The 14,333-nt window shown below is 54.0% G+C and carries 12 protein-coding genes; 8 read left to right on the top strand and 4 right to left on the bottom strand.

What is annotated here, in order from left to right; genetic code table 11:
- Positions 1-142 precede the first annotated feature (142 nt).
- From JNE38_RS29420 to cls, 6 genes are all read left to right on the top strand, one after another.
- On the top strand, positions 143-1,615 hold the full coding sequence (locus JNE38_RS29420) for an ethanolamine ammonia-lyase reactivating factor EutA (protein ID WP_203354555.1): 1,473 nt from the start codon (positions 143-145) through the stop codon (positions 1,613-1,615).
- A gap of 5 nt (positions 1,616-1,620) precedes the next feature.
- The gene (locus tag JNE38_RS29415) at positions 1,621-2,982 is read left to right on the top strand and encodes an ethanolamine ammonia-lyase subunit EutB (protein WP_203354554.1); all 1,362 of its coding nucleotides are present in this window, start codon (positions 1,621-1,623) and stop codon (positions 2,980-2,982) included.
- Positions 2,983-3,001: 19 nt separating this feature from the next.
- On the top strand, positions 3,002-3,934 hold the full coding sequence (eutC, locus tag JNE38_RS29410; RefSeq protein WP_203354553.1) for an ethanolamine ammonia-lyase subunit EutC: 933 nt from the start codon (positions 3,002-3,004) through the stop codon (positions 3,932-3,934).
- A gap of 33 nt (positions 3,935-3,967) precedes the next feature.
- Complete coding sequence (mdh, locus tag JNE38_RS29405) at positions 3,968-4,909, top strand: malate dehydrogenase (protein ID WP_203354552.1); 942 nt, start codon at positions 3,968-3,970, stop codon at positions 4,907-4,909.
- Between the two features lie 187 nt (positions 4,910-5,096).
- Positions 5,097-6,041, top strand: coding sequence for an aminopeptidase (locus JNE38_RS29400; RefSeq protein WP_203354551.1), 945 nt, complete (start codon positions 5,097-5,099; stop codon positions 6,039-6,041).
- A 195-nt stretch (positions 6,042-6,236) separates the two neighbouring features.
- Positions 6,237-7,682, top strand: a complete 1,446-nt coding sequence (gene cls / locus JNE38_RS29395) for a cardiolipin synthase (protein ID WP_203357799.1) — start codon at positions 6,237-6,239, stop codon at positions 7,680-7,682.
- 57 nt (positions 7,683-7,739) lie between these two features.
- On the opposite strand, the gene JNE38_RS29390 is transcribed toward cls, so the two are convergent.
- Positions 7,740-8,717, bottom strand: a complete 978-nt coding sequence (locus JNE38_RS29390; RefSeq protein WP_203354550.1) for an aromatic ring-hydroxylating dioxygenase subunit alpha — start codon at positions 8,715-8,717, stop codon at positions 7,740-7,742.
- 225 nt (positions 8,718-8,942) lie between these two features.
- On the opposite strand from JNE38_RS29390, the gene JNE38_RS29385 reads away from it, so the two are divergent.
- Entirely contained in the window at positions 8,943-10,286 is a 1,344-nt protein-coding gene (locus JNE38_RS29385; RefSeq protein WP_203354549.1) for a uracil-xanthine permease family protein, read from the top strand.
- A gap of 43 nt (positions 10,287-10,329) precedes the next feature.
- Here JNE38_RS29385 and JNE38_RS29380 read toward each other — a convergent pair whose 3' ends face one another.
- From JNE38_RS29380 to JNE38_RS29370, 3 genes are read right to left on the bottom strand one after another with little or no spacing between them, the layout of a single operon-like run.
- On the bottom strand, positions 10,330-10,713 hold the full coding sequence (locus JNE38_RS29380; RefSeq protein WP_203354548.1) for an OsmC family protein: 384 nt from the start codon (positions 10,711-10,713) through the stop codon (positions 10,330-10,332).
- A gap of 46 nt (positions 10,714-10,759) precedes the next feature.
- Complete coding sequence (locus JNE38_RS29375) at positions 10,760-12,376, bottom strand: M20/M25/M40 family metallo-hydrolase (protein ID WP_203354547.1); 1,617 nt, start codon at positions 12,374-12,376, stop codon at positions 10,760-10,762.
- A 59-nt stretch (positions 12,377-12,435) separates the two neighbouring features.
- Entirely contained in the window at positions 12,436-13,176 is a 741-nt protein-coding gene (locus tag JNE38_RS29370; RefSeq protein WP_203354546.1) for an IclR family transcriptional regulator, read from the bottom strand.
- Between the two features lie 252 nt (positions 13,177-13,428).
- Between JNE38_RS29370 and JNE38_RS29365 the strand changes: the two genes are divergently transcribed.
- Positions 13,429-14,283, top strand: a complete 855-nt coding sequence (locus JNE38_RS29365) for a dimethylarginine dimethylaminohydrolase family protein (protein ID WP_203357798.1) — start codon at positions 13,429-13,431, stop codon at positions 14,281-14,283.
- Positions 14,284-14,333: the final 50 nt, after the last annotated feature.

Here is a 14,333-nt window from a genome sequence, read left to right as displayed (position 1 = left end):
GTCGTTCTGTTAGAGCGGTGACAAGTAGATAGGAAAGAGAGCAAAGGCGCTTGAATGAGTCCGGAGGCAAGGTTCCGGCTGTTCAGGCGTTTTTTCATTCAGGTAAGCCCGACAGGCATGTCTATGGCTCGAGGAGGTTCGTATGGATGAACAATGGATCCAGAGCGTCGGGATCGACGTGGGGACCAGCACTACCAAAATGATTGTCAGCCGGTTGCGATTGGGGCGTATGTCCAGCACCTTTTCGCTGCCTCGCTATCAGATCGTCGAGCGGCAGCTGCTTTATGCGAGTGAAGTTCATTCCACACCCTTGCTGGGCTTTGACGAAGTCGACGCGGATGGCATCGGTGCGATTCTGGGAGCGGAATACGAGAAGGCCAAGATCAGCCTGTCTGATATCAAGTCGGGCGCGGTCATCATTACGGGCGAGACGGCCAGCAAAAAGAACGCTCAGCACATCGTCCATTTGCTGGCAGAGCGCTCCGGCGACTTCGTGGTAGCGACAGCGGGAGCTGATCTGGAGGGCGTACTGGCGGGCAAGGGGGCAGGCGCGGAAAAAAGGTCGCAGGCCATTCAAGGGACGATTGTGAATGTGGACATCGGGGGAGGAACGGCCAACGCCGCCTACTTTTCCCGAGGCAAAGCCATCGCCACGGTGACCTTTCACGTGGGAGGGAGACTCATTCGGTTGAATGCGCACGGGCTGGTTCAGTACGTGTCCCCCAACATCCGGGCATGGCTTGCGGCAAAGAAACTGCGCGTGGACCCTGGGCAGGAAATGTCGGTGGAGAGAATCCGGGAAATTGCCGGGGAAATGGCGAGAAGCATGCTGGACTACCTCACCGGCCGTGAGAGGGAGGTATCCGGATTGCTGGTGCTCGGCCACCACCTGAGAGAGGCATTTTCGGTCGAGGAGCTGTCCGTATCCGGTGGAGTGGGGCAGCTGATGACAGGACAGCCGGTAAAGACCATCGCTGATGTAAGCCGATATGGCGATTTTGGTCCGATGCTCGGGGCCGTCCTGCAGCAGGAGAGAGAACAGGGGACATACCCGGTACGCTGGGTCGATCCGGAACAAACCGTGCGAGCGACCGTGATCGGGGCGGGCATGCAGAGCACGGAAATCAGCGGTTCGACGGTGCACATCAAGGCTGAGCTGCTGCCGATCCGCAATATCCCCATCCTCAAGCTGGAGCTGTCCCCCGATCATTTGTCCGACCCGGCAAAGCTGAGGCAGGAGGTAACGGCGGTGTACGACCTCGGGGTACGCCTGTTTGATCAAACCTCAGGCATCCCCTTCGCTCTCTCCTTATCGGGGATCGGATATTGCTCGTATCAGCTGCTGCAGTCCATCGCCCAGGAGCTTTCGGATCAATACCGGCGCACCTTTCCCGAAAGTCAGACGATGGTCGTCATCTGCGAGACAGATATGGCCAAAGCGCTGGGGCAGGCATTGGCGCTGCGCTGCAGTGGGAAACCAGAAATCATTTGCATCGATCAGGTGCGAGTAGAATACGGCGATTACATTGACTTGGGAGAGCCGATTTCCGGAACGATCATCCCTGTCGTGGTAAAAACGCTTGCCTTTGATGAGAGGCCAAATGAAAAGGGGTGAACGCGATGAACTTGAAAACGACCGTACTCGGACAGACCTACCAATTTCGTGATCTAAAAGAAATCTTCGCAAAGGCAAACGAGGACAAATCAGGTGACCAACTGGCAGGCATCGCCGCAGCCGATTCCCGCGAACGCGTGGCAGCCAAGCAAGTGCTGGCCGACCTGACGCTGGCGGATATTCGCAACAATCCGCTGCTGCCTGCCGAGGAGGACGAGGTCTCCCGTGTGATCGAAGCGGGGATCAACGAGAAGATCTACACTGAAATCAAAAATTGGAGCGTGGCTGAGCTGCGCGAGTATCTTTTGAGCCATCAGGCAGGCGACGCCGAAATCAAACGAATCAGCCGCGGATTGTCCAGCGAAATGATCGCGGCGACAACCAAGCTGATGAGCAATCTTGATCTGATCACGGCAGCGGCCAAGATCCGCAACGTTACTCACTGCAACACCGCGATCGGTCAGCCGGGCGTGCTGGCTGCAAGGGTACAGCCGAATCATCCCTCTGACAATGTGCAAGGGATCAAGGCAGCCCTCTACGAGGGGCTGAGCTACGGAATCGGGGATGCGGTCATCGGAATCAACCCGGTGATTGATACGTCGGATAGCGTCAAGGACATTCTGATGATGACCAAGGACGTGATGAACAAGTGGGATATTCCGACCCAAAACTGTGTCCTGGCACACGTCTCTACGCAGATGCGCGCCATCCGTCAGGGAGCGCCTGCCGATCTGATTTTCCAGAGCCTCGCGGGCAGCGAAAAAGGGAACAAGGCATTCGGAATCGACGTCGCTCTGCTGGATGAAGCGGATGAGCTGATGCGAAAAGAGGGAACCTCCACAGGGCCGAACTTCTGGTATTTCGAGACGGGCCAGGGCTCCGAGCTTTCCTCGGAAGCGCACTTCGGCATCGACCAGGTGACGATGGAAGCGCGCTGCTACGGTCTCGCCCGCAAGTACCAGCCGTTTATCGTCAATACGGTCGTAGGCTTTATCGGACCGGAGTATTTGTACGACAGCAGGCAGGTCATTCGTGCCGGATTGGAAGACCACTACATGGGCAAGCTGCACGGACTGCCGATGGGCTGTGACGTGTGCTACACCAACCATATGAAAGTGGACCAGAACGATATGGACAATCTGGGGATTCTGCTTTCGGCGGCGGGTGTGAACTTTGTCATCGGAGTGGCGATGGCAGACGACGTCATGCTCAACTATCAATCGACCAGCTTCCACGATATCGCTGCTTTCCGGGAAGTGCTCGGTCTGCGCCCTGCGCCAGCCTTTGAGAAGTGGCTGGAAAAGATGGGGATTATGGAGAACGGCAAGCTGACGGCTATCGCTGGGGATCCGACGATTTTCATGTAATCCGGGAGGTGATAGATGGATGGAACAGCAATTGGACTTTTTAGTAGACAAGGTAGTGGCCGAGCTGCAGAAAAAACTGAGTGAAATGGCACCATCAGCTCCTTCGCAGCAGCTCGTGAAGATGGAGGAGACGAAAAGCGTGGCAGAGACAAAGCAGGCAGAAGTGTCAAACGCGGGAGCAGCATCCGGTAGCTTCGGTCAGCTGCCTGTTCATGCAGAACCGGAACGAACGGCTCATGTACCGAATCCAAAGTGGAAGGATGGGCTTTCCGAGCTGTTGGAAAGCACGCCTGCCCGCATTGGCGTATGGCGCACAGGGGTACGGCCGCTGACCAAGACCATGCTCCAGCTGAGACGCGATCACGCGGCGGCAGTGGACGCGGTTTACGGTGAGGTGCAGCAGTCTCTGCTCGACGAGTTTTCCCTGTTTACGGTTGAAACGCAATACGACAATACCGAGAATTACCTGAAGCGTCCCGACATGGGGCGTGTGCTCAATGACGAAAGCGTTCGAATGATTCTGGAGCGTTGTCAAAAGAAACCCGAGGTGCAAATCGTGGTGTCAGACGGTCTGAGTGCCAGTGCCGTGGACGCCAACTTGCGAGACGTGCTTCCATCCTTGACCGACTCCCTGAAAAGCTACGGATTGACCTGCGGCACACCGTTTTTCGTCAAAGGCGGCCGGGTTGCGAGCATGGATCACATCGGCGAGCTGCTGCAGCCCGAGGTGTTGGTGCTCTTGATTGGCGAGAGGCCGGGTCTCGTAACGGCTCACTCCATGAGCGCCTACATGTGCTATCGCCCGCGCAAGGGCATGGTCGAGTCCGAACGTACGGTCATCTCCAATATCCATCGGCAGGGAACGTCGCCGATTGAGGCGGGCGCTCACATCGGCACCATTCTGAGCAAGATGCTGGAACAAAAGGCCAGCGGTGTAAAGCTGGTACTCTAATTGACATCCAAACCATGACGAGGAGGGTTCATCATGACATTTCGCAGAAAAAAAGTAGCCGTGATCGGCAGCGGATTTACAGGAGCGACTACCGCATTCATCCTGGCCCAAAAGGAACTGGGAGACATCGTGCTGGTAGATATCCCGCAGCTGGAGAACCCAACCAAGGGAAAAGCGCTCGACATGATGGAGTCCTCGCCTGTATTGGGTTTTGATTCGACCATCGTCGGCACCTCCGACTACAGAGATATCGAGGGCTCGGATATCGTCATCATTACGGCGGGTATCGCGCGCAAGCCGGGCATGTCCCGCGACGACCTGGTAGCTACCAATGCATCCATCATGCGCTCGGTTGCCGAGCAAGTCAAAACGTATGCCCCGAACTCCATCGTACTCGTCCTGTCCAACCCGGTGGATGCGATGACCTATACGTTCTACAAAACATCCGGCTTCCCGAAAAACCGCGTCATCGGTCAATCCGGCGTTCTCGATACCGCTCGCTTCCGCACCTTTGTCGCGATGGAGCTGAACGTTTCGGTCGAAGATGTGACGGGCTTTGTATTGGGTGGACACGGCGATGACATGGTGCCGCTTCTGCGCTACTCCTACGCTGGCGGCATTCCGCTGGACAAATTGATTCCGCAGGAGCGCCTGGATGCGATCGTGGAGCGAACCCGCAAAGGAGGGGGAGAGATCGTCAGCCTGCTCGGAAACGGATCGGCGTACTACGCGCCTGCTGCTTCCCTGGTGCAGATGACGGAGGCGATCCTCAAAGACAAAAAGCGCATTCTCCCATCCATCGCGTATCTGCAGGGTGAATACGGCTACAACGATCTCTATCTCGGCGTACCGACACTTCTCGGTGCTGGCGGGATCGAGAAAGTCATCGAGCTGGATCTGACAGCCGCAGAGAAGGCAGCGCTGGATAAATCGGCTGACTCTGTGAGAGCGGTCATGAAGGTGGCTGTCCAATAGAATGGTTGTCCTTTGGATAACATAGAAACGAGATTGTGGAGGGCTGCCCATGTGGCGGCCCTTTTGGCGTGGAGTGGTATAGTAGAGATACCTGCATGACATGACGGGGCAGGAGTCTCGATGGGGATGACGAAGAAAGAGAAGCGTGAAACAAGCGTTTCGGAATCAGGTCGAAAGGATGAGACACATGAAACTAATCGAAATCAGCAAGAGGATCCTGACGAGTTGCATGGATTTGAAAGCGGGAGAGTCTTTTCTGGTAGTCGCCGATGATGTCAAAAGAGAGCTGGGAGAAGCCCTCTGGGAGGCCGGGAGACAGCTTGGAGCGGAGTCGGTATACCTGGTGATGCAGGAGCGTGAAAAAAGCGGCCAGGAGCCTCCCGCGTTCGTAGCAGAAGCAATGAAGCATGCGGATGTCGTGGTGTGTGTCACGGAGCATTCGCTGACCCATACAAAGGCACGCAAGGAAGCAGCAGCCAACGGAACGCGCTTGGCGACGATGCCGGGCATTACGGAAGACATGTTCCTGGAAGGTGCCATTGCAGCCGACTATTCCCAAGTGAAAATCTTGACGGAGAAAGTCACCGACCTGCTAACTGCTGCGAGCACTGTGCGAATTGAAAAAGACGGCAAGAGTCTTCAATTTTCCATTGCCAATCGTCCTGGCGTGCCTAGCACGGGAATGTACGTCAATCCGGGCGAGTCGGGGAACCTCCCGTCTGGGGAAGCTTACATCGCACCTGTAGAAGGCTCTGCGGAGGGGCAGATTTTGGTCGATGGCTCCATTTCCGGTATCGGGAAAGTGGACAGCCCGCTTCTGCTGACGGTAGAAAAGGGACGGATCACCAAAACGGAAGGGACGACAGGAGAGCGACTGCTGCAAATCTTGGGAGACCAGGATGGCCGCATGCTCGGCGAGTTCGGAATCGGCACCAACGACAAGGCGCGGATCACCGGAGTCGTGCTGGAGGATGAAAAGGTGTATGGAACCATTCACGTCGCATTTGGCAGCAACAATACCTTCGGCGGTACGATTGTAGCCGGAGTCCACATCGATCTCGTCGTGAAGGAACCTGATGTCTATCTGGATGACCGACTCATCATGAAAAAGGGCCAGCTGCATCTGGCTTAAAAGCCCGCCCTCGAAGAAAAAGGACAGAGAGGATAGACCATACCCGGTTCGAGCAGAGCCGGGTTTTTTTAATAAGGGCAACGAAGGTGGCGCAGCCGCGTTTTCGAATCGTGAATCCGTACGGTTTGCAGCAAAGATGAAACTTGGGGAAGTATGGTGTAAAATGGGAGAAATCCTATTTGTGGATGTGGGGTAATCTTGTTGCTGGAACAATTCGTTGCGGTCATATCAATCGGCAATGTGATCTTGGCCGCTGTTCTGATTTTCATGGAGCGGCGCAATATCGCGGCCACCTGGGCTTGGTTGATGGTCCTGCTGTTCATTCCGGGTATCGGATTTATCGTTTATTTGGTCTTCGGACAAAAGCTGAGCAAAAAGAAGCTTTACCGCCTGAAGGAAGGGGAGTTCTCCCACTTCAGAGCGGCTGTTGATAGGCAGAAGCAGCTGCTGGAGAGCGGGAATCTGGAAGTCAATGACCCCGCCATGGAACGTCATCGCGACATGATTTATATGAATGTCGTCAGCGATGGAGCGTACTACACGCAGGATAACAGCGTGCGGATCTTTATTGAGGGGAACAGCCTGTTCGACGACATGCTGCAAAAGATCGCGGAGGCTCGCGAACATATCCATCTCCTGTATTACACGATCCGCAATGATGAGCTGGGTACGGAGCTGATGAATCTGCTCGTCAAAAAAGCATCGGAAGGCGTGCAGGTCAGGCTGCTGTACGATGCGGTAGGGTCGGCGGGAATTCCTTCACGGTATTTCAAGCCTCTTCTGGACGCGGGAGGGGAGGCCGTTTCCTTTTTCCCGGCTTCTTTTTCGCTCCTGAACTTTCGCGTCAATTTCCGGAATCACAGAAAGCTGACGATCATCGACGGGAAGATCGGCTATATCGGCGGCTTTAACATTGGAGACGAATACTTGGGGAAGAAAAAGCTCGGGTATTGGCGCGACACGCATTTGCGGATGGAAGGAAAAGTCGTTTACATGCTGCAGGCTCGCTTTTTCCTGGACTGGAATTTGTCATCGCCAAAGCGGCTGGCGGAATCACTCTCCCTGTTTCCGGAGATGCATGGCTTGGAAAAAGGAATTGGCCTCCAAATCGTATCCAGTGGCCCAAACTCAGAAAAGCAGCAGATCAAGCATGCTTACTTAAAAATGATCTACAAGGCGAGAAAGAAAATCTACCTGCAAACCCCGTATTTCATTCCGGATGACAGCATCCTGACTGCCCTCAAAATGGCGGTCATGTCGGGTGTGGACGTCCGTGTGATGGTGCCAGGAAAGCCGGATCATTTGATGGTCTTTTGGGCCACGCACTCCTACTTGGGAGAGCTCTTGAAAAGCGGGGTCCGGTGCTATCTGTACGAAAAAGGATTCATGCATGCCAAGACGATCGTGGTCGATACGCAGATCTCCTCGGTTGGCACTGCGAATATCGACATTCGCAGCTTCAAGCTAAACTTCGAATCCAACGCATTTCTGTATGATACGAGAATGGCGGAAAAGCTCGAGGAGCTGTTTGTGGCGGACCTCGCCGACTGCCGGGAAATGACGATGGAGGAGTATTTGAACCGACCGGTACGCTCGCGGATTCAGGAATCCCTCACGAGGTTGCTATCACCCATTTTATAAAGAAGAAAGACCCGCTACCTTGCGCGATGACAAGGCTGGCGGGTCTTTTGCGTAGGCTTAAGCGGTACCCAGCTTGACTCCCAGCTCAGCCAGGTACTGGCGATAAGCGATGCTGGCGCGGTCGCATTTCAAGGACAGCTCGACCTGCAGATCGAGGGGCAGATCCTCGGGTTTCTGATTTTCCACGATCGGCTTGTCCTGTGCAAAAATCATGTCCTGGAACTTGTTGATTTCCTCATCGGACAGATTGGTTTCGTAGTTGAACGACAGGACGCCGTACGCCACTGACTGGTTCTCGTCCGTAGGTAGGACGGTCAGCAGGATGGACATTTCATTGTTGTTTTCCCGGTCGCGCTTCGTGAACTTCACTGTCAGCGGACGGAGCACCTCGTAGGTGTAGTACACGTGCTTGGCTTGTCCGGTGCCGTCTGGATCAGGCTGGAACACGGCGATTTCGTCGGTGCGAATCCCGTTTTCATCGCGATGTACGTGGTAGTCACCGATTTCCATATGTGTCGCGACTCCGAGGTAGCCCTCGTGCACGACGGCGAGATGGCCGACATCGAGGAAGTTTTCAACCACCCGAGGCGGTTTGGCTGCCACGGTTTGCGGACCCCAAATGACATTGCGGTAGCCAGGAGCAGCAAATTCCGGCAGGGAAAAGAAGTCAGGCGCATTGTTGTTCAGATTGACCCAGACGAAGCCGTAGCGCTCTGCACAGCCATACGAAATCGCCCGAGCTTTTCCCGGAATCGCCTGATGTTCGGGGAGCTGAGGAATCTTCACACAGGCACCGGACGCTTCGTACTCCCAGCCGTGATAGGGGCAGACGAGCTTGCCGTCACGGACACAGCCGAGAGACAAAGCTGCCCCTCTGTGAATACAGAGGTCCTTGAAGGCATGGATGCCTTGTTCATTGCGGAAAATGACTACCCGCTCTCCCATCATGGTGACCTGGAGAGGACGATCTCCTACATCGATCGAACGGCAGGCAACAATCCACTCATTTCGCAGTACGGTATCTTGGACGATCATCTATCGGACACTCCTTTATGGATAACTCGATAACGATAGGACTTGGGACACACTCTCCACTATTGTAGCGGGTTCATTCCTGCAAATCAACAAAAACACGAACGATACTATATTTCATGTGAATATTAGTTAATTTTTGTTGCAAAAAACAAGAATAATAATTTATAATCTGCGTTATAATGTTCGTTATTTACTATTGAACGTAATTGGGGAGGCTGTTCGAAAGTGGAACAACGTCGCGATAGCGCGGGGCTTGTGGTGGGCGTCGATGAGAAAATCAGTATCAGCAAAGCCTTTTTGCTCGGAATGCAACACGTGCTGGCCATGGACTTGTATATTGCTCCTATCATTATTGCTGGCTTGCTGACGATGGACGCATCGGGTACGTCCTTTTTCATTCAGATGTGCTTTTTGGCGACAGGGATCGGTACGTTGATCCAGACAGGCTTTGGGCTGCGGTTGCCTGTCGTGCAGGGGCCCTCATACGTGCCGATCGGCGCTTTGGCTGCTATCGGCAGCAAGCTTGGACTAAGTGCCATGATCGGGAGCTTGATCCCGGGTGCATTGTTGATGGCGCTCATGGGCTATCCGTTGAAGTGGTTTGCCAAAGCGGTGCAGAGGTTCATTCCGCCCCTGGTAGGGGGAACGGTCATTATCATCGTCGGAATCGCACTGATGCCGATTGGCATGGGAAATATCTACCACTCTCCGGGAGACATTTGGACCAACGTCCTGATTGCGGCTGTATCTGCGTTCGTTCTGGTAACATGCATGCTGCTAGGTAAAAGAGCCAGAGTAGCGGGAACGTTTTTCCGCCTGGTGTCTGTATTGATCGCCATCGCAGTGGGTACGATCACTGCAGCATTCTTTGGAACGGTGGATTTCAGCCCGGTAGGACAAGCGAGCTGGCTGTCGCTGCCGAAGTTTTTCCCGTACGGTGCACCTGTATTTGACTTCAGCGCCGTACTGACGATGCTCTTTGTCTACATGATCATCATGATTGAAACCACAGGTACCTGGTTTGTTGTCTCGACTGTGACGGATAGCGAGCTGACTGAGAAGCGCTTGAATCGTGCTGCGGTCGGTGAAGGGCTGGGGTGCTTGATCGGGGCTCTGTTTGGCGGTACGCCGACGACGGGTTATTCCTCCAATGCAGGCCTGATCGCTGTTACGGGGGTAGGCAGCCGCATGGCGATTATGGCAGGGGGCATCATTCTGGTCGCTCTCGGCCTCGTGCCGAAGCTGTCGACTGCGATCACTTGCATTCCTGAACCTGTGATCAACGGGATTTTTGGGATCGTATGCGTCGCGATTGTTGCGAACGGCATCAAGGTGATTCAGCACATCTCGATCGATGACCGCAACATGATGGTCATCGGATTGCCTATTCTGTGCACGATTGCGGTAACGGTGCTGCCGAAAGAAGCGTTGAATGGCGTACCGGATTTCGCAAACTACATCCTGTCCTCGGGTATCACGGTGGGGGCGCTGGCCACGGTGATCCTCAACCTGATCATTCCAGACAGCAAAGAGAAAAAGCAGGCAGCAGCCAATCAGCAGGTCGCCTAATGAAAAAACCGCTCCGGATCAACTCTGGAGCGGTTTTTTTCTGTTAGACAACGAGTTCGAACGATTCCGTGATCTCGATGCTGTCCTGAACCGATTGAACCATCGGGCAATTTTTGCGGGAGGCCTCGATCGCTTTTTTCACTTTCTCTTGCTGCAGATTCTCTCCACTGATGATGAAGTGCAGATGAATCTTTTCAATCCGGTTTGCCTTCTCTTCGTTCCGCACGACATCGGCCGTGACTTTCATATCGGTGCAGGGCATTCTCATTTTATCCAACACTTTGCGCAGCACACCGGCGCTGCATACGGCGATGGATGACACCATCAGCTGAAACGGGCGAAAGCCGTATTGCTCGTCGCCGGACACGTGCAGGTCGCCGTAAGACAGATGGGTCACAAATCCGTTTTCCTTGGCTTCAAATTGCATGAAAGGGGCCTCCTTTTGTTCGGTTTTCTCCATTATAACCCAATGGCTATTTCAGCAGAGACTGGATGCAGCGCGGCAGCATATCCATCAAGGTATCAAAGGCGTAGTCCACATCGAGTCGTTCCGTCCATTGATGGGCGTCGCGTCCGACCGGTCCGAAATTCATGACCGGGACATCAAAGGCTTCCAGCTCTTGGAGCGGGATCGAGTAGCCCTGGTTCCACATGGGCATATTCGCGACCAGTGGCTGCATGGACGCTGCCGGGTATTGCAGGCCGACGTAGCTTAGGTCGGAAATGCCGCCAAAGTAGTTTTGGTTCACCAGCGTGACCTGGTGCCGCTCGCGCGCGTAGGTTTTCATTTCTGTCTCTGTGCGCAAGATGCCGGGATGATTGCGCGAGCTGACCGCAGGATAAAACGGCGGAGCAAAGAACAGGATGATCATCGGCGACAATTCCTTGCACAGAATCGCCAGCTGATCGACGAGCTCGATCGTCATGTCGCGGTCATCCTTGTCTCCTCGGTTGGCCACGGCTTCAGCCTGAAGCTGTCTGAGCTTTTCTTCCCCGTATGTCTGCACGGCATAAGCGTAAAGCTGTTCGTAGGTCATGACCTGGATGGACAGGTCCCGAGGCGTAAAGGCAGCATTTTTCGCGAAAAGGCTAGCGTGTCTGACATACGTTTGTTTTAACTGATCCGCCACCCTTCTAGCCGCCTGCAGCAGCGGTTCGACGACATCCTCCATGCGTTTCTCGAGCAGGAACAGATTGAATAGGGTAACGGCGCGGTGCGGGATTTGCACCGAGTACTCTTTTTTCAGGTCCTTCTGGATCAGGTTGGTCGGCGGTGGAGATGCTTCTCCCTCGACGATCTCGCAAAAAGAGGTGTTAAGTTCCAGCTCGCAGGTGAGCTGGGAAGCCATAAAGTTTCCGTTCAAGCCGGCAAATGGCTCGCCCACATGCGTTTCCTTTCCGTAGCAGAGGAAGCCGGGAAGCACTTTTCCGATAGAGCCCGTATACAGGTACTTGTTTTGGTCGCCGGGATAACGGGAAAACATCGGCTCTGAGTTCAGTACCGTTTTGTAGGTCAGATCAAATTCCTCTGCGAGTGCCAGCAGGGCAGGGACAGCGGCGCGCATCCCGACGGAATTGACCTCTTCATCAGGCACGGTCAAAAGCAGGATGTTCCCATCGAATTCTCCCTCACACGCACGCTCGATCATCGACATATGGAGTGTAAGACCGCATTTCATGTCCATCGTTCCGCGGCCAAACAGCCAGTTGCCTGTCCGCAGATCGTGCTGTACCTCTGCGGGCATGTCGGCTGCATTCGCTTGGAACAGGGGAGTGAGTGTTTGCGGATCAAAGGCATGGGTGCGCCACTCGCCGTAATCCTCGACATCGACAACATCGAAATGGCTGACGAGAATGATGGTATCGCGAACCCCTTCTTTTTTGACCAAAGCCGTTACAAAGTGGCGGCCATCTTCCGTGGGATTGGCACGTACGTGGTCGGGGTGAGCTTGATAATAGGGGAGCGTGCGCAGCTGCTCCACGACATAAGCCGGCAATTGTTTTTCGGCGGCAGAGCCTGTCACGCTAGGAATGCTGACGATATTGCAAAGAAGATCGATCAACTGCTCTTTTGTTTGCCATTTGCCCATGTGAAATGCCTCCGTTTTTCCGTTATATGAAAATGTTTTCCGCATTATGGATAAAAAAATTAAGGAAGTCCGCCGATCTTGAGGGAGATTTCCTTAGCGCCTTGCTTGGCTTTTTCGATCAAGACGGCCAAGCGGTCATCGGTGATCCGATAGCTGGGAACGCCAATGCTCAAAGCGCCGACTACTTTGTGGTTGTAGCCGATGATAGGGGATGCGATCGAAGCGGTGCCTTCTGTTTTTTCGCCGTAACTGACCGCATATCCATTTTGTTTGATGACAGGCAAGCGATCCAAAAGCTCGCGCTGTGCTTCGGGGTCCGGGATGAGCTGGGCCACGATGTTTTTGGCTTCCGCGGGATCCATATTCGCGAGCATCGTTTTATTTGCTGCGCCGATGTGAAGCGGAATACGCTCCCCGAGATTGTCTATGATCCGCACAGTCATGGGACCCTCTACTCGTTCGAGGACGATGGCACTCGTGCCGTGCGGGATGCTCAAGTAAACGGTTTCCTTTACTTCAGAGGCCAGCAGCTCCATGACGGAGCGGGCAACAGCGCGCGTATCGATCTTGTCGAGGAGGCGCAATCCGATCTCCATCCAGGTATAGCCGAGCTTGTATTGTTTGGTTTCCGGGATTTGCATGATCAGCCCGTACTGCATCAAGGTGCTGATCAAGCGATGAACCGTGCTGAGCGGGAGAGCAGTCTGATCCGCGATCTCTGAGATGGACCAGTGCGGTTTGTTTTCGTCAGAGACCAGTACGTGAATGATGCTCATCGCGCGGTCAATCGATTGTACCAACGTGTTTCCCCCTAAGTCATGCCGCAAGTTCAGCCTTTTGCAGGTGACTTGCCGGGCTATTTCTTGTTCCAATCTATCAGAATTTTTTGGACGAATCAATACGGTCCCTGAAATGAAAAATCCATTGACAAAAAATTTCAAACTATTTTACATTAAGAGTGTAATTTCGCATTATGGAAATAATTCCACAATGCGGAAAGATAATAGACGGCAAATGAGGTGACCGAATTGGTGAAGTACGGCTGCCAATCCATGTACGGTGCGATTGAGAGCATCATGGTGAAACACCCCAAAGACGCGTTTATCAGTCAAGATCATTTGAACCGTCATTGGCGAGAGTACAATTACGTGACATGCCCTGACTATGACGAAGCGGTTCGGGAATACGAGCAGTTTGAAGCGCTCTTGAAGCAGCACGTTCCGGACATCCGTTATTTGCCCGCCGATGAGCGGACAGGAATAGACTCGATCTATGCGCATGACTCCGTGAAGATTACCAAAAAGGGAGCGATCCTGCTCCACCCGGGGAAAAAGCTGCGCCAAGGGGAACCAGAGGCGGTTCGTGACTACTTTGCGAGCATCGGCATTCCCATTCTTGGCGAAATCCAGGGAGATGGTCTCGTGGAGGGCGGCGACGTCGTCTGGATGGACGAGCGGACCATCGCCGTGGCGAGAGGGTACCGAACCAATGATGAGGGAATTCGTCAGCTGAGAGAGCTCGTGGCGGACATCGTGGATGAATGTATCGTCGTACCGCTTCCGCATGGCAACGGCCCCGATGAATGCCTGCATCTGATGTCGATCATCAGCTATGTCGACAAAGATTTGGCTGTGGTCTACTCCAAGCTCATGCCGATTTTCTTCCGTGAGCTTCTGATCCAAAGAGGAGTCAAGCTCATCGAAGTACCGGATGATGAATACGACAATCTGGGCTGCAACGTCCTCGCGATCGGCCCGCGGAAAGTGATCCTGTCAGCCGGGAATCCTGTGACGAAGCGATTGCTGGAACAAGAAGGCGTGGAAGTGATGGAGTACAAGGGAACCGAGATTACCTATAAAGGAACGGGAGGCCCAACCTGCCTGACATCGCCGTTAGCCAGAAGCTAGACGTCCAAGATAGAGTGGAGAGAAAACCATACCGAAACCGCAAAGCGAAG

The sequence above is a fragment of the Brevibacillus choshinensis genome, assembly GCF_016811915.1.
GTDB classification, from domain to species: domain Bacteria; phylum Bacillota; class Bacilli; order Brevibacillales; family Brevibacillaceae; genus Brevibacillus; species Brevibacillus choshinensis_A.
This window is presented reverse-complemented; position numbering and strand designations above follow the sequence as displayed.

Coding starts and splice junctions, on each gene's coding strand:
- JNE38_RS29420 (WP_203354555.1), top strand. CDS start 143: ATGGATGAACAATGGATCCAGAGCGTCGGGATCGACGTGGGGACCAGC.
- JNE38_RS29415 (WP_203354554.1), top strand. CDS start 1,621: ATGAACTTGAAAACGACCGTACTCGGACAGACCTACCAATTTCGTGAT.
- eutC (WP_203354553.1), top strand. CDS start 3,002: ATGGAACAGCAATTGGACTTTTTAGTAGACAAGGTAGTGGCCGAGCTG.
- mdh (WP_203354552.1), top strand. CDS start 3,968: ATGACATTTCGCAGAAAAAAAGTAGCCGTGATCGGCAGCGGATTTACA.
- JNE38_RS29400 (WP_203354551.1), top strand. CDS start 5,097: ATGAAACTAATCGAAATCAGCAAGAGGATCCTGACGAGTTGCATGGAT.
- JNE38_RS29390 (WP_203354550.1), bottom strand. CDS start 8,717: ATGATCGTCCAAGATACCGTACTGCGAAATGAGTGGATTGTTGCCTGC.
- JNE38_RS29380 (WP_203354548.1), bottom strand. CDS start 10,713: ATGCAATTTGAAGCCAAGGAAAACGGATTTGTGACCCATCTGTCTTAC.
- JNE38_RS29375 (WP_203354547.1), bottom strand. CDS start 12,376: ATGGGCAAATGGCAAACAAAAGAGCAGTTGATCGATCTTCTTTGCAAT.
- JNE38_RS29365 (WP_203357798.1), top strand. CDS start 13,429: ATGTACGGTGCGATTGAGAGCATCATGGTGAAACACCCCAAAGACGCG.